At 35.0% G+C, this 15,488-nt stretch carries 19 protein-coding genes and 1 pseudogene; 3 read left to right on the forward strand and 17 right to left on the reverse strand.

Annotated elements, in window-relative coordinates:
* Positions 1–17 precede the first annotated feature (17 nt).
* The 4 genes from DFO72_RS21135 to DFO72_RS21150 form a co-directional block, all read right to left on the reverse strand.
* On the reverse strand, positions 18–815 hold the full coding sequence (locus tag DFO72_RS21135; RefSeq protein ID WP_113884103.1) for a phosphotransferase: 798 nt from the start codon (positions 813–815) through the stop codon (positions 18–20).
* A 346-nt stretch (positions 816–1,161) separates the two neighbouring features.
* Positions 1,162–1,557: a VOC family protein gene (locus tag DFO72_RS21140; RefSeq protein WP_113884104.1), complete on the reverse strand. Its 396-nt coding sequence runs from the start codon at positions 1,555–1,557 to the stop codon at positions 1,162–1,164.
* A gap of 173 nt (positions 1,558–1,730) precedes the next feature.
* A complete protein-coding gene (locus tag DFO72_RS21145; RefSeq protein ID WP_113884105.1) occupies positions 1,731–2,345 on the reverse strand; it encodes a hypothetical protein in 615 nt (204 codons plus the stop codon).
* Positions 2,346–2,654: 309 nt separating this feature from the next.
* Positions 2,655–3,404, reverse strand: coding sequence for a phosphotransferase family protein (locus DFO72_RS21150; RefSeq protein ID WP_113884106.1), 750 nt, complete (start codon positions 3,402–3,404; stop codon positions 2,655–2,657).
* 160 nt (positions 3,405–3,564) lie between these two features.
* Between DFO72_RS21150 and DFO72_RS21155 the strand changes: the two genes are divergently transcribed.
* Entirely contained in the window at positions 3,565–3,945 is a 381-nt protein-coding gene (locus DFO72_RS21155; RefSeq protein ID WP_113884107.1) for a hypothetical protein, read from the forward strand.
* Here DFO72_RS21155 and DFO72_RS21160 read toward each other — a convergent pair.
* The 6 genes and pseudogenes from DFO72_RS21160 to DFO72_RS30065 form a co-directional block, all read right to left on the reverse strand.
* Positions 3,938–4,375, reverse strand: a complete 438-nt coding sequence (locus DFO72_RS21160; RefSeq protein WP_113884108.1) for a VOC family protein — start codon at positions 4,373–4,375, stop codon at positions 3,938–3,940. The genes DFO72_RS21155 and DFO72_RS21160 overlap by 8 nt on opposite strands.
* A 334-nt stretch (positions 4,376–4,709) precedes the next feature.
* Positions 4,710–5,216, reverse strand: a pseudogene (locus DFO72_RS21165) (SecY-interacting protein Syd).
* 106 nt (positions 5,217–5,322) lie between these two features.
* Complete coding sequence (locus tag DFO72_RS21170; RefSeq protein WP_243856230.1) at positions 5,323–5,745, reverse strand: hypothetical protein; 423 nt, start codon at positions 5,743–5,745, stop codon at positions 5,323–5,325.
* A 48-nt stretch (positions 5,746–5,793) separates the two neighbouring features.
* The gene (locus tag DFO72_RS30450) at positions 5,794–5,925 is read right to left on the reverse strand and encodes a hypothetical protein (RefSeq protein ID WP_258549829.1); all 132 of its coding nucleotides are present in this window, start codon (positions 5,923–5,925) and stop codon (positions 5,794–5,796) included.
* On the reverse strand, positions 5,915–6,637 hold the full coding sequence (locus DFO72_RS30060; RefSeq protein WP_181782377.1) for a T7SS effector LXG polymorphic toxin: 723 nt from the start codon (positions 6,635–6,637) through the stop codon (positions 5,915–5,917). The genes DFO72_RS30450 and DFO72_RS30060 overlap by 11 nt, the downstream gene beginning before the upstream one ends.
* Positions 6,600–6,863 carry a T7SS effector LXG polymorphic toxin gene (locus DFO72_RS30065; protein ID WP_181782379.1) on the reverse strand — a complete coding sequence of 88 codons (264 nt, stop codon included), beginning with the start codon at positions 6,861–6,863 and terminating at the stop codon, positions 6,600–6,602. The genes DFO72_RS30060 and DFO72_RS30065 overlap by 38 nt, the downstream gene beginning before the upstream one ends.
* 705 nt (positions 6,864–7,568) lie before the next feature.
* Here DFO72_RS30065 and DFO72_RS21180 point away from each other — a divergent pair.
* Together DFO72_RS21180 and DFO72_RS21185 are read left to right on the forward strand one after the other, a co-directional pair.
* Entirely contained in the window at positions 7,569–7,913 is a 345-nt protein-coding gene (locus DFO72_RS21180; RefSeq protein WP_113884109.1) for a PadR family transcriptional regulator, read from the forward strand.
* Complete coding sequence (locus DFO72_RS21185; RefSeq protein ID WP_113884110.1) at positions 7,904–9,175, forward strand: FtsW/RodA/SpoVE family cell cycle protein; 1,272 nt, start codon at positions 7,904–7,906, stop codon at positions 9,173–9,175. The genes DFO72_RS21180 and DFO72_RS21185 overlap by 10 nt, the downstream gene beginning before the upstream one ends.
* Before the next feature lie 268 nt (positions 9,176–9,443).
* Here DFO72_RS21185 and DFO72_RS21190 read toward each other — a convergent pair whose 3' ends face one another.
* The 7 genes from DFO72_RS21190 to DFO72_RS29630 all read right to left on the reverse strand — a co-directional run bounded on the left by DFO72_RS21190 (position 9,444) and on the right by DFO72_RS29630 (position 15,149).
* A complete protein-coding gene (locus tag DFO72_RS21190) occupies positions 9,444–10,283 on the reverse strand; it encodes a hypothetical protein (RefSeq protein ID WP_243856231.1) in 840 nt (279 codons plus the stop codon).
* A 544-nt stretch (positions 10,284–10,827) separates the two neighbouring features.
* Positions 10,828–11,460, reverse strand: coding sequence for a type 1 glutamine amidotransferase family protein (locus tag DFO72_RS21195; protein ID WP_113884111.1), 633 nt, complete (start codon positions 11,458–11,460; stop codon positions 10,828–10,830).
* A 72-nt stretch (positions 11,461–11,532) separates the two neighbouring features.
* Entirely contained in the window at positions 11,533–12,498 is a 966-nt protein-coding gene (locus DFO72_RS21200) for a helix-turn-helix transcriptional regulator (protein WP_113884112.1), read from the reverse strand.
* Between the two features lie 651 nt (positions 12,499–13,149).
* Positions 13,150–13,362: a DUF6366 family protein gene (locus DFO72_RS21205; protein WP_113884113.1), complete on the reverse strand. Its 213-nt coding sequence runs from the start codon at positions 13,360–13,362 to the stop codon at positions 13,150–13,152.
* A 248-nt stretch (positions 13,363–13,610) separates the two neighbouring features.
* Complete coding sequence (locus tag DFO72_RS21210; RefSeq protein ID WP_113884114.1) at positions 13,611–13,787, reverse strand: amino acid transporter; 177 nt, start codon at positions 13,785–13,787, stop codon at positions 13,611–13,613.
* 192 nt (positions 13,788–13,979) lie between these two features.
* A complete protein-coding gene (locus DFO72_RS21215) occupies positions 13,980–14,696 on the reverse strand; it encodes an MOSC domain-containing protein (protein ID WP_113884115.1) in 717 nt (238 codons plus the stop codon).
* Positions 14,697–15,002: 306 nt separating this feature from the next.
* Complete coding sequence (locus tag DFO72_RS29630) at positions 15,003–15,149, reverse strand: hypothetical protein (RefSeq protein ID WP_166672534.1); 147 nt, start codon at positions 15,147–15,149, stop codon at positions 15,003–15,005.
* Positions 15,150–15,488: the final 339 nt, after the last annotated feature.

A 15,488-nucleotide genomic window follows, 5' to 3' on the forward strand; every position in this document is an offset into this window, starting at 1 on the left:
TTAGTTCAAAATTTTTATTAAACCCATTCTTTCCCATATTCACGAATGAATTGAAGTTCCTTTTGATAATGTTCAAAATGTCCTTCATCGATCATTTTTTGAAACGCCATATCGCCATCTACTGCTTTCCTTTGCATGGTTTTACATAAACCTTCTACTCGGAGCAACACCATCTCTAAAAAACCATTTCCTATCCCCTTTATACCATAGGATTCGAAAAATAATTTAATCCTTTGTTTTATACTGTCGGCATCCTTTAATGGATCATAATAAACTGCCTCACCTGTTTCAGTATGATAAAGTCTACTTAAAGGAACGCAAGTGTATAGAGTATAGGCTATATCCCAAAGTCTTGGACCAGGAGCAGCAAGATCAAAATCAATAATCCCTACTGGCTTTTCATGATTAAAAATAATGTTATAGATTGCAAAATCATTGTGACATAGCACCTCTATTGGCTGAGGCGTGTTATCTATTGGCTGCCAATTCTCGTCGATTGGAAAATTACTCACTGCATCATGATAGAGACGAAGCATTTTCGCTATCTCTATTAAAGCATCATTAGACCACATATATTTCTTTAAAGGATAATTACCAGCTTCTCCTTCAATAAATGTTAATATCTCTCTATCTTTTTCATCAATACCTAAAAACTTCGGTGCATAGTCGAATCCTTCACTTTCTAAATGCTGATATAACTTATGGACTTTTACACTATTAGGTTTTAATTCTCGTCGAACAGTATCTCCCGAACGATATACTTTTGAGACATTTCCTCCTGTTAGCACTTCTTCGTTTCCGTACTGACTTTTCATTAGAATTCCCCCTATTTAGGGACGTTATGACTGTGTCAATTGAGATGTATTTTTACCCATAAATAAAAACAGATAAATAAGGATATCTGCTTGGCAATGGGAATTTAATTGTCCACACCATGTATCCCTTGAATGATTTCAGATAGACAAATAAACGCATCCTTAACGATCAAGGACCGCACCCTGTCTCTATCCAATTAAATAATCATTTCAAGGTATTCCACATGTGTAATCTAGATTCCCCTTTCTTTTACATCTCTTTAAATTATACAATACCAAATATTAGTAATTCAATAAAGGTAATGTGATCTGCCCCGTTTGTTCAAAAGAAAGGCACCCTGTTACATTAAGGAGCTACCAATTCAACTTTAATCCTATCAGGGTCTTCAAAATATACTGCGTAATGATTATATCCTCCAGCAAATGGATGTTTGTTTTTATAAAGGATATTTATCCCTTTTGATTCCAAAATTTTCGTAATTTTATTAACGTGAACGCGTGATTCAGCATAAAATGCTAAATGATTCATACCTACTCGGCATCTATGATATTGGATATCAAGGAAACGTTCCTCTGCCTGCACAAACACAATATAGGTTTCACCTAGTCTCCAGCTTTGCCCTCTATCCCATTTTTGAAAAGAACTATACCCTAATTCCTGAAGAAACCATCCCCAAAATTCTAACGATTTTTCCAAATTTGATACGTACAACTCGATATGGTGAAGCAATCCTTTTGACAAATTAATCCCTCCAATATCAATCAAAAAAATCTCACAAAAATAAGCTACCGTGTTGGCAGCTAATCAAAAAATTTAAATTAAGATACTTAACTTATATTTCAACTTCTTTTTCAAATATCCCTGTTCAACAAGCCCCTTAAATACAATAAGAGCTGCATAATAAAGGATAAGCCTTATAAGCTTATCCCTGTTACTTCCTTATCTATTAATGAAGGTAATTCTAAGATGGATTTTAAATTAGGACTTTCTTTATAAGGTAGCATATCAATGCTTCCTATTTTGGTAGCAACATCATACTCTCCAATAACAGTGTCTAATAATATAAAGGCAGCATTTTCCCATTCTTCAAAATCAGAGTCATAGCCTCTGAGATATAGAACAATGTCTAAAGTATCACCATTTTTTCTGTAAGTGAAATAAACATCATCAGGCCCTAAACTTATATCCTCATATTCTATAGTGGATATATCATCAACAGCACTTTTTTGGCGAAAGGCAATTATTTTAAATCCTTCAAGTTGGGGTGCATTTTCAACAAGGTCAATGACGTCTGGAAAGGCAGACAAGATGCCATCAGCGCTTATTATAAACTCTCTCTTTCCTTCAATAAAATCTGCACTAAATTCAAATGCTAAATCTTCATTTATCTTAGATAACTGTTTGCTTAGTTTGTTGAACAATGAATTTAAATTTTCTTCTCTTAACCGATAATAGTCTTGTGAATTCTTTTCAAACCAAATCCAGAAGTCAGCAACTGTATAGTTTTTTCCAAATAATTTTTTGAACATGGTGTCCATCCTTTATAAGTAATTTAAATATTTTTACTCAAAGAAAAGTTAAATTAAAATAAAAATTTTGGAAACATAAGATAGATATTCCTTTAACTAAAAAAGACAGGATTTCTCCGGCCCACCCACTTTAAATAACCATACACTACCTTCAAACTCACAGTTTACTCATAAGAAATTTTCTGTGCCACTAAAAGAATTCCTTTTTTTCGAGACGTACCCTTTCACTAACCTCCCTCTATAAAAGAAGAAAAAGCCGCCATGTTAGGCAGCAACTAAGGAACCCGTACGCCCAGTTATGGATTTCATCTATAAAGGACAATATTGATTTACTATTTTTAAAAGACGCTCTGAGTTCTCAGACGGTACAATCTCCGACAACCTTGCCGCCGCAACAATTGGTGCCCATTGTAACACTTCATCTTTTACCAAACCACTTTTCTCACAGTAAAGCTGCAAATACATCTCAGCAAATTCATGTGAAAATTGAGAATATAAAAGATAGGTACGGTAAACGTCAGCACAAATATCCCCTGCACTGGAATCCACCCAATCAATTATAGCCACGTTGTTATCCAACATAATTAAATTAAACAAATGATAGTCTCCATGACAGAGCCTACTCTTAAATGTCATCCTATCTAACCTTTGTATTAAAGTTGACTTTTGCTTATTATCCAAAATATTAGCTGATACAATCTGACGGCTTAATTTTTCAGTCATGTTTTCAATCGAGTGAGCCTCAACCTTATGAATTTTTTGTTGAATGTCAACAGAAATATTCATGTAATATTCTGCTTGCTCCATGTTTTCGGAAAGAATATCACCTATTGATCTACCCTTGATATATTCCATTATTATAGCTTGTTTTCCATCTATTTTCGTAAGATCTATTATTTTGGGTACGGAAAGTCCACACGAATAAGCATATTTTTGCTTTTCGCATTCAATATGAGATTCCGTTTCGGACAAGTAGTCATTAAATACTTTATAAATCCTGTTTTTATAGAGATAGATTTTTGCTGTATTTCCTTTTGCTATTGGAGTACCTAAATTCATTTGTATCTCTCCTTAAATCCCTAAATTACAACAACTGGAATATTATATTCCCCTCCCCTATCTTTAGAATCCTTGTAAGCTTGGAGTTATACACAAGGGATTTTTGTGATAAATAGAGAATTACCCTTATTATAAAAGGCTATAAAGAGAAAGGTGTTTTATGGTAAAGACTTTATATATTATAATTCTTTTATTAGTTTCAATCGTTGGATGTAGTAATCAGGAAGGGGAACAAGTTAATATTGAGTTTGAAAATAAACTAATTGTCGAAAAACATACTGGAACAGAGTGTCAATATGTACAAATCAAGGAGATAACAGAAAGAGAAACAGTTGATATTGTTTATAAGATTTTCAAGAATGCAAGATGGGAAGGTGCTAGTGACAAGAGCACATATCCTGACTTTAGGATTAACGATAATTATGCAATTTGGATACTTTTACCTGATAATCGAATTAAAATGAGAATTGAAAGTTTAGATAAAAACACTTTTCTATTTGGAGGTCTAAATCATTTAAAGTCCCATTCAATATTTATCTGATTTTCTCGGCCAACTCTAAAATAATTCCCTCTGGACCACGAACGTAGCATAGCTTATAACTTTCTTCATATTGCTGTATCTCACTAAAGATTTCCGTGCCCTTCGTTTTCAATTTTGCAACAATAGCTTCAATATCTTCAACAGCAAAGCAAATATGTCGGATGCCCAGCGTATTTGCAAAAGGCCGCTGAATACCTTTTTCATCTGACGGCGTATAAAATTTGACTAGCTCTATCCATGCCTGGCCACCTGGCATCCCCAATCCTACACAGGCTGTTTTAACATCATTAAGCCCAACTATTCTATCCAACTGTTTTCCATCCAATTCCCATTCCGCTTGCACTTCAAGTCCTAAATCAAGAAAAAACGCTTTAGCCTCTGAAAGATCATTTACGTTTATACTCACATGATCTATTCTATTGATCTTCATATCTCATACCTCCTATATTCCTGTTATTTTCAATACCTATATTCGTGTAAGGTTTGTTTCAAATTCTAATTCGCTTAAAACAGAAAATATCCTTCTTCAACAAACCTGCCTCGTTAGTTAGGTAAGAAAAAAAGCCGCCTGAAATGGCAGCTAGCTTTTAGAGTAATGCACCCTATAGTGTAAGTACATTTTTTCACAATGTTGTTCTTTATTTCAGGAATGCTGCCCCTTCACTTGAAGAAGAATGATAATTTAAGGATCTGTATCCAAAACTAAAGAAAGAAAAGTATATTACTTACATTAAATACGGGGAAAATCATCTCTTAATAAAATATTATCTTTTTAATCTCAAATTTCTTATTAATTCTTCAATATTCTCATATGTATCTCTTTCAAAATCTTCTAATTGAACTATTCCACTATTGTTCTCAATTACCAACAACAAACCATTTCCCTCAATCCCAATAGGTATCTTCTCTAAACTATCCCCTTGATTTTCTTTATATCCTTTCAAAGATTCCTTGAATGAACTTATCTCATTATTAGGTATGACAGGTTCTAATCTAATATAGTGTTCTTGATAAAATCCATCTAAGTCTGCAAACCAATATGAGTTAAAATAATCAACAATTGTTTTATGCAATTTTATGTCAAATTCACCTTCTAAACTTGTAAAATCTTGTGAAACAGTCATTTCTACAGGTTTCCATGTGATATATTCTTCCTTATCGACTTAACCTTCATAAATTATTAGGTTATCTTCACTACTGATAGGTGTTTTAAATAAAAAATCCAAACCTTCCTTAGCTACCTCTTTCCTCAACTTAAAGTATTCTTGCATTGCTTCTTTTATTTTCAATGTTATCATCCTTTACTTTTTTAGAAATTTTCCAAGTAATTCTGCATATTGACTATCATTTCCCCAAATACCTGCAGCTTTTTCTGCGTTATGAATTCCACCTGTCCCAGGATGTAACTTTGAAGGGACTGCAACTGCCTGTCCCCCCACCTACATGGTGATGGATTAAAGTATCATTGTATAATTCCTTTATATCATATTGCGGGAAATGTTCTCTAAACGCTTTATCATTAATAGGAGAAAAACCCAAGTTGATTTTTTGTTTATTTGCTTTACTTAAACTCTCTGGATGTTTATTCATTATTTCTTTCCAATAAAAGTCTTTATCACGTAGCCAACCTTCTGCATTTGTTCTTGATTTCCTCTTACCTACATATGGCATTTCAACGGTAATTCTAGGGTCAGCAGTATATTTTTCTTCTAGTTTTTTTAAATTAGCATTTCTATAAGTTCTTATAGGCTGGTTAGTACTACCTATTCCCTTAACCCCAAACACATCTTCAGTCACCATCTTGATTTTCGTCAACGGATCAAAAAGAACATTATAAGGGACCGGCCCTCAAGCTAGTCCCCCTCCTGCCATGGCTGGTGTCTGAACCGGCGTGTAAATCGGTAGTGCCTTCTCTCCTTTACCAGCCTGGCGAACTGTCTTGGCAATGGTTCCAGCCTTCCCAATCCCCTTATCCCCCAAGAATACCAATTCCCAAGGAAGTCAGGCCATAGGTAAAGAAAGCTGTCCGGCTTTTGGCATCACCATTTATGACATCCCGCTCCCAGGCGGTGGTGACAGCGGACCATATATATTTCGGCATATCCAAAGCCTGGCGTACTTTTCCTATACGGTCATTAATAATGCCTAAATAAAATTCCTGGTGCTTCCTTTGGTTTTCAAGAAGTTGGTCACGGTTAAACAGCACTTCATTGCCCAAAAACAGCGGACTGAACGGTCCCATGATGGTTCTTCCCAGCTCATAGGTTGACTTCAAGCCTTCCCATGTATCTCCTACAGCTTTGCCAGTCCCTTCAATGGCACCTTCAGCTATATCCTGAAGAATACTTTGCTCATTCTCTGGGTTGGGATTCGATATATCCTCGTGGAAATCCTTCCAGTTGAGAGATTTAGGCTGATATTGGGCCAGAGATAAGCTGCCGCTTTGGAACATGCCCGCCATTTTTTGGATGTACTGGTTCATGAGGGATAGATCTTGCAGTAGAGGCTCCAATGCAGCCGTTTCCTGATGGTCTAAGTCCTCCAGTTTCTCAACGGTTTCTCGGCTTGAATCCTGAGCTCGCTTTGATGCCTGGATAAAACGGCCATCCTTCAGCCGCGGAAGCACAACAATATCGCTTACGGACTTCATAATCTCATTTGCTTCCTGTGTTAGATCTGCGGTAATCTGCAATGTGCTTCTCAGCCCCCTGTTTGAGCTCATGCTCAAGGAATTCCTGACGGATAAAGCCTGAAGGGGAGGGTTCAAGATTCAGCAATGAACCTATGAAACTTTTTAAATAGGATTGATACTCGTCAATCCGGGATTCAAGGAATTGCAGAAAAGGCTGGTGGCATTCCTGGTAATATGCACGTATAGCCTGGCCGCCCTGCCCTTTAAAAGCATCTTCAAGAGACACCAGCTCAGCTCCTGGATTGATACCTGAACTTGATTTACCTGATCTTTAAGGATCGATAATTGAGTGCTCGTCTCGTTGATTCCTGCAAGCAAGGAATCTGCTTCTAATACCTTCAACAGAATCAGCTCCGCATTGTAAATTCCATTTTCTTCTATTTTATCTTAAAGGACTAGGGTAATTAGTTGAATAGGAATTTTGGCATGACATAGTGTAAAAAGTTCCTTAAAAATTGTTTATTCCTTTAAATATGCTGTAGTCATCATTGATCCCGACTTAAGATAAATACATAGTTGCATAACCCTCTCTTTATTTTTTAGGCTGTTTTCGTAAACATTGTTGCTTACCATCAGGTTATAACAAAGAAAACTCGCATTAGAAAATTGCGAGTTTTTGTTATTTAAGGATTTGTTAATTCAACTAAACCACCCTATTGTTGAATAAGCAATGTTTACTTCATAATCATAAAAAGCATATCTGATAGGAATTCTTATTGTTTGTTATACCTTTCTTTCTGAGACCACATTCGACTATTAAAAGTAACTTGTAATATGCAAAGAATGTGCTCCAACAATTACTTTAAGAATCTTTGTTATAAAACATGCCGTTTTTCTTTATAGACATATTGACAGGAATTAATTTATATCATAAATTATACATATAAAAACTATGCATAGATTTACTATGCATTTGGAAGGTGGACTGTTTATGAAGATTAGCAAAGAATTGCTAAAGGGTAGTACCACTACTCTTATTTTGAGTTTGCTTAATTCTAAACCAATGTACGGCTATGAAATTATCAAAGAACTAGAATCGAAATCTAATGGAATTTTTAGTTTTAAGGAAGGCACGATCTATCCCATCCTTCACAGCCTTGAGGAAAAAGAATTAATTGTATCTTACTGGGGCGAAGGGACCGGAAAGAGAAAAAGGAAATATTACAAGATTAATAACCAGGGCAAAGAAACTATTGTAGAAAAAAAAGAAGAATGGTCCGTTTTCAAGAATGCTGTTGACGAAGTTTTAAGTGGGGAGAAAATCGTATGGGATTAGATAATAAGTTTGAAATGTATATTAGAGATTTGTGTAAACGGATAAAAAATAAGGATGTACATGCCCATATAAAACTGGAAATTAACGATCACCTTCATACGCTCAAAGAGGAGGCCATGAGTACAGGACTTTCAGAAGAAGAGGCTATAGATCAAGCATTGGCACGTATGGGAGATGCAGTAGTTTTGGGAAAGCAGCTTAACAAAACACACAAAGCCCCTATGGATGTGAAAACCTTGTTGCCAGTGCTGACAGCTTCTCTATTTGGGCTACTGGTTATGTATTATTTGCAATTCCATTCGGCTTTTACAGAGCTTCAAGAACTGAAAGTTTTCAATAATAGTCTTAGCTTCTACTCGTTGGGTGTCGTGCTCATGCTAAGCCTATTTATGTTTGATTACAGAAGATTGATGAAATACTCCAAGCACTTCTATGCGGCAACAATCCTCATACTTTTATTGACCGTTCTCATTGGTGTTAGAGTCGATGATGTGCCATTTTTAAATGTAGGCTTTGCCACTATTAATTTCACCGAAATCACTCCATTCCTTTTGGTCATTGCCCTTGCTGGAATCTTTCATTCCTGGGATTGGGATGATAATCGAAAGTCTTGGTTTGGATTAGGTATTATGTCAATACCAATTTTACTAATAGCGACTACAGGAGCCTTCGCAGCTACTATTATTAGCATCATTGTATGCGCTGTAATCATGCATACGTCAAGGTCCAGCCTTAAGCAAACTATAACATTCGTAGTTGTTGCTTCTATATGGCCCATCTGGAATCTGCTGTCTCTTTCTCAAAGATATTCCATGGTAAACTCCTATACAGATCTTAAAATAGGTGAGGCTTATTTTATAGGAAGTGCCCTTCAGGTGACCCCAAGTTTCATTTCTGAGGTCCATACAGATTTTATCTTGGCGTACATCATCTATTCGTTTGGGTGGCTAGCCGCAATCACGGCTTTAGCTCTGGTTATATTTTTTATTTGTAGAATATCGATTACCGCCAAAAGTGTGAATCCCCCTTATGGAAAATTGCTAATTACAGGATTGGCAGCAGTCTTTTCAGCTCAGTTTATACTAAGCCTACTGATGAATCTCGGTTTATCTCCACTGAGTGGTGTACCCGTACCATTCATGAGTTATGGAGGTTCACATTTATTGCTGGAGATGATATCCGCAGGACTGATTCTAAGCGTATATAGAAGACGAAAAACCAAGGAGACAGTTTCCTTGACTCACGGTCCGCAAAGTAATTAAAAGCAACCCATAATGGATTCAATGCTGCAAGAAGCCATTACTAAAAATCTCAGACTATTTGCCAGTCTGAGATTTTTTAATGGATTACTTTATTAGTGATAAAAAAGTGCCAGATCCTTTATACTCAAACTGTTCTTACCGATGCGGTCTTTAATTACCTCTTCCACGAACTGCTACATCTTTTAATAAATTCATTAAAAAATGCGTTTATCCTTCTTGAATTAACGCCCCCGTTTGTTTAAGTGCATTGCTTCACGATCTTCTGAAATTAAGAAGTTTTTAATATCTGTTCTTTATTTGCTTCCAAGTGTTTGATAATTTCTTGAATTTGGGGATCATAGCTGCGAATTGTTTCTTCATTCGGTACGGAATTTCCCTGAAGAAACTCTTTCCATTCCATTTCAAGATGCTCTAATTTTTTTCCATAGACCGTATGTATTACATCAGTTAAATTCGGGCGGTCATATATTTTCAGAAACTCTTCCATGCCATATTGATTAATAAGAAAGTCTGAGAATGAAGCCGATTCAATATATCCCAGCCACCTTAAAGAATAGGAGTCTTTATTTAATTTTGAATGGGTGAAAATTTGATTCTCTCTTAGCAGCGTTTCCAGAGGAATACTGATTTCTTGGGTCATTAAATATTTCATAATATCGTGCACATCTTCCTGAAAATTGGGGAACGCTCCTTTGTCCGAATAAGAATCCTGCATAAAGATCGCAAGACCTTCCTGTGTGACATGCCCTTCAGTGTAGCCAAATATTACATGGGCAAGTTCGTGAATAAGAGGATAATTTCCTTCTTTCACCCAGTAAAGATGGATGGTGTTGTCGCTCGCATAGCTTACCTTCTTCTCATCATACAGATGTATATATATTTTCGATGGAGAAGAATTGGGTACAATTCCTTTTTGCAGTGCATTGAAAAAAGAAAGAGTTTCCTCTTTTATTTGCTTTAAAGTAGCTTTGGAAAAACTGCCTTTATTGAAAATATTTATTTCTATTTCTCCATCTTCCGTTTTAAATTTCTGAAAGTCATTCTCTTGTGAAGGAGGTTCTTTTATCGGATGCAGTTGAATCTGTTTTATGGTCGCTACAACCAGCAAGAAATAACAATATCAAAAATACAAAAGAACCAAATTTTATATATCTGCTCAACATCCTTCTCTCCCGCTTTCTTTAGAAAATATAGCTACATGAAATTTCTATCCTCATAATCTTTATGTAAATATGCAACTATACTTTTTACTAATTATACGGTTTAACTTTTAATCGGTTTCAATTTTCCAGCAATTTTAGGTATTCTTTACAGCGTCCAACATTAATTCAAGATGTTTTAATCTACAACATTATTTTAAATCCTTAAAGCCTTCTTCAACTAAACTGCCCTATAGTTCAATAAAGAAAGCCACCTGGATGGCAGCTGGATCTAAAAGTAACGCACCCCTTAGTTGAAGAAGAAGTTTTATTTAATTCTCTTGTTGCATTTTCTTATAGGGGTAGCATCAGGAAAATGCGGGTTACAACGATAAGGAAATTCCAAATTAAAAGCCCAACTTCTCTGCAAAACAAAATAGAGAAAGTGAGCTTTTCAGTTACTTCATTATTTTTATTTGAACTAATATAAAACTGCTAAGTTGATTTTTTAGCTCAGCTATTTATTGAATTCATTAACTGGAAGAAGTATTCAGGTTTATGAGTCTTATTTAGGTTATACCATGAATGTAATGTTTCGGGTGCAAATACATCTAATTTTTTCAGTACTTCCATCGTAAATTCTAGTGGTGCTACTCCTGATGCTGTAATCAAATTTTCACCAGATACCGCCGGTCTCATCTCATAAAATTTTTCTCCTTTATAATTAGGACAGACCATTTTAATATACTCTAAGTCATTGCTTGTGTGTTTTCTAGAATCTAAGTATCCCACATTCGCAAGGGCCTCAGTTGCACCACAAATTGCAGCAACAATAGTGCCGAGCTTTAGGGCTTCGCCAATTTTCTTCATGATTGGTTGATGAATAACTTCTCGCCAAGTAGTTCCTCCAGGCAAAACTAAAAGATCTTCACTCTCAAGAGTACACTCATCAAGTGAAATATCTGGTTTTATGCTCAGTCCCCCCATCGTAGTAATCATTTCTTTATTAGCTCCTACTGTAACTACTTTTAAAGGTACTATATCTCTTTTGAAATATCTTCCTGTGTTTAGTTCGGCAATTAAATATCCATATTCCCAGTCTGACATTGTGTTAAATACATATAGATAAACTTTTTTTGTTTGCATCCAATAACACTCCCAATCACAATTTATATAGCAATTATAAGATAACTTCCCTGACAGCTAACGTCAGGGAAGTTATCTTACTTGATGAAATTTTATTAATTCCGACAGAACTTCAATAAGTCTTTTCTTTAGACTTATTGGCTCGATAATTTGAATAGATTTACCGTACGGTAAAAGTAAATAAGGTATATATGTATGTACTATATCTTTTTCAAGAAGGAAAACTGCTTGATTTGAATTTCGTTCATGTAAATAATGTCCTAAAAACCAATGTTGGCAAACATCATTCAGCGTACTTTTATTTCCATTAATAACCAAATAAGTAATCCCTTCCTTATCCTCTATAGTTGGAAGGAGGTTTTTCATAAAAAAGTCACGTGCTGAAAAATTTTCTGGCCGGTTAAACTTATTTTCGGTTAGCATTAGACTTTCAATTCGATCTACTCTAAAACTACGGATATCATTCCTAAGATGACAAAATCCAATCACATACCACTTATTTTTCCAATAGATAATTCTGTACGGATCGACCAATCTATAATTTAATTGCTTTTCGCCACTATTATGGTAAAGAATTTTTACTGAGTACCCGTCAGCTACGGCCTGCTCCAACTCCTTCAAAAAAGGTTCTATAGAGAGTGAACTTAATCGACTTATTACTTCAAGACTAGTTAAATATTGGTTTATCTTTGTTTCCTGCTCTTGATTTGAGTATTTACTTAGTTTTGAAATGGCCCTCTTTAGTGCTTCACCTCCATAATATCCGGCTTCTTCTGCAAAAACAGCAGCGTGAAATAGTGAAGTTTGCTCCTCAAAATCAAAAAAAAGAGGAGCCTCAATAAAATTGTTCAATAAAGTGTATCCACCGTTATGTCCTGGTTCTGAAATTATAGGTACGCCACTTGTTGAAATTGTATCAATATAACGATACACAGTCCTTATATTCATCTCTAACTTTTCTGAAATTTGTTTTGCAGTAATTTTTTCACCTGAACGAAGCATCCATAGAATTGCTAACATATTGTCAATTTTAGGCATATAATTCCACCTCTATATGTAATTTATTTTCTAACAACTTATACAATTCCTTCATAAGGTCCTACTACACAGTTTGCACCTATCCAGAAAAGAAAAACTTCTTTAACTATCCTGCATCTTATGTTTAATAAGGATATTCTACAAAAAGATCGTTTCTTCTTCCTGGGTCAACGAACCTTTGCTTCATGTGTATTCATTTGTTTTTTAGTTTTCTAAGAGCTTTATCCAGTATTAGACCTAATAGAAACCAAAATAATACAGTCAAAACATAAATTACACTCATTGGAATATCAGAAGGAGAGTAAAGTTTACTACAAACCAATGTGTTTCAATTAACCAAAACGGTGGGCTTGTTAAGAACATAAGCAAGTTTTTATCATCAAAGCCTAATAGGTTAAAAAGACAAATAGAAATAGACAATATCAAATCCAAAAACTAAAATATCTATATATCTTCATTATTCACTCCACCTTAACTTTATTAGTGTAAATTTACACTAATTATAACACATGGAATAATATAGGAATAAAATTCTTACAGAAGTCTATTTTCTTATTAAACTAACCTGCATCTTTTTTTAAATAAGAAAAAAGCTGCCTGATTAGCAGCTGGTAATGAAAATAAGCTACTTATAGATGAATATGCTAAACTTCAAAAAATCAGTTTATATAAAACAAACCCACCTATTAATACAACAATTAATACTCCTGTACCTTTCCAGCCCATACCACCAGTTAAATCATTTAAATTCCCATTACTTCCTCTATTTAATGAATCTTGTAAGGAACCAGTTGGATTATTTTTTAATTCACTTTGTCTTATTCGTTCTCTTTTTTCTTCAGGTGTTTCATCGTGATTATTCAAATTAAACACCCCCTACGAATAGTTTGTAATGTGAATATATTCTATATTTCATCTTCTATACCTTTTTAAACAAACCTGCCTCTTTTGTTAAATAAGAAAAAGCCGCCTGGTTCGACAGCTGATCTTGATTAAACACTTTGTTTAAGGTACATTTCTTCACGAAGTTCTTCTTTTATTACAGGAATGCTGAATCGTTTGTTCAACGAAAAAATCCTCCTAGAAGCAACCAATTGGTAGAACATTTATTATTACAAAAATAATTTACCTATAAGTATAAATATTATTGATATAGAAAAAAAGCAAATGAAGAAATATCCAAAATATCTTAACGGTTTAGGTAATTTCTTTAAATTTACATCTGTTGGATAACCCTCAATGTTACTCATATGTTCCAATGCATCATTAATAGGTTTCTTATCAGACATTTTTCGTCCTCCCGGATTCCAAATTTCCCTTTATTTTCTTATTAAACAAATTTACACCTATTCCTTCTTAAGCTAACCTGCCCCGTAACTTCAATAAAAAAATAGATGCCTCAATGCAGCCTTGGTCCTATACTCTTGCATATACTACTTGAAGAAACTTACTGTTCATGCAGATCATACACTCAGCACATTTTATTCAAGTAATATTGCCTCATCCCCAACACTTACCTCACCACATTGTTCAACTTTTGCCCAAACACCAAACATTGCAGCATGATTAGTTACCAAGGTTTTCAATATTCGAGCATCCTGCTGTAGTTCCGCCTGAGGATTGTTGACCATAATGCATCTTTGAAGTGGGGCAACAATTTTCAGGGTAACACTTTTTCCTACTTGAATTAGTCGATCCACCCATTCATCCTCAAGATAACCTGTTGCTTCTGTTTCGATTAACATGTTTGCTCGGAATCGGCGAGGGTCTACTATTTCTCCTAAATCCTTACTTAACATTTTTAACGCTGAGGTTGTGATGATACTTATTGGCCCTTCATCGAAATGTGATATTGACTCTTCCTTTGCCAATGTTACTGGAAACCCTAACAACTCACTTAATGCTTTGTTTACCCCTTCCTGATCACCTCTATATTCTGTTCCATCGGGCATAGTTAATAGAGGGGTGTTCCTCTCATATCTTGCTTTATAGTTAAATAAACTTTCCATCTGTTGAAAGCGTCGTGTAGTTTTACCACTGCCAAATTTTCCATTCTCATTTTTTATTGCCCACAAACGGTCTCCAAGTATGCCTCGGCTATCAACTAGGGCAGAGGATAAAGACTCCCCCAAAATTGATTTCACAGGAAACCTATTGATTTCTTTGACTCTTCCTATACGATCCTTCTTTTGATTCAAAGTTTATCCCCCCGTATTTGTCCCAAACTGCAAGTTAGTACGATTTACTCTCCTGCATTTTATTTTATATCTCTTTAAACTATTCCTTGTCCTTCACCAACTAACCTGCCCCTTTAGCGCAAAAAGAAAAAGCCGCCTTGTTTGGCAGCTGATTTTGAGCATAAGCACTTTTTTGCTTAAGTACAAGTATTCACAAAGTCGTTAAAAAGATAAAAAATGGTAGCTTCGCAGCATTACATTTTTCTATCTATATTCTCAAAAAACATTGCTGCCGTGGCCGTTCTTTCTTAATGGGTTTCCTTTGTCTTAGGAATTAGGAGAGGAGTTTTCCGCTAAAGAATCTGAACTTCCACTTTTCAGAATTTCATTGATTTCGCCAGCATCGCCTTTGGCATTTATTATTTCAAATATCTGATTCAGCCCTTCGCTAGTTTCCTGCTCATTGTTTTTCATTCGAATCCCTCCTTATTGAATTCATTCATTATAGGTTTTCCAACTCTCTCTCCTATATCCAGAGCAAACACTACTTTTTAACTCACTTCACCATAAAAACCCATAATTGTTATGGAAGGTTTATATAAAGTTTTAATAACTTTATTGCTTCTTCACTGCATATATTGATTAGCTTAGTGATATCTTTTGTATCAATAATTTATGCCAATCCCCAAACAGTCTCCATTCCATTTAAAATTGCTTTTGTCCATTTACATTAATAATCCTGTGAAATATCACCCATAAGAAGAATAATAGATGGTATATCCATGTTGAAAGTGGAAGATCCCTATGTAGTCA

Origin of the sequence: Cytobacillus oceanisediminis (assembly GCF_004366035.1) — a bacterium.
Lineage (GTDB): Bacteria > Bacillota > Bacilli > Bacillales > Cytobacillaceae > Cytobacillus > Cytobacillus oceanisediminis_C.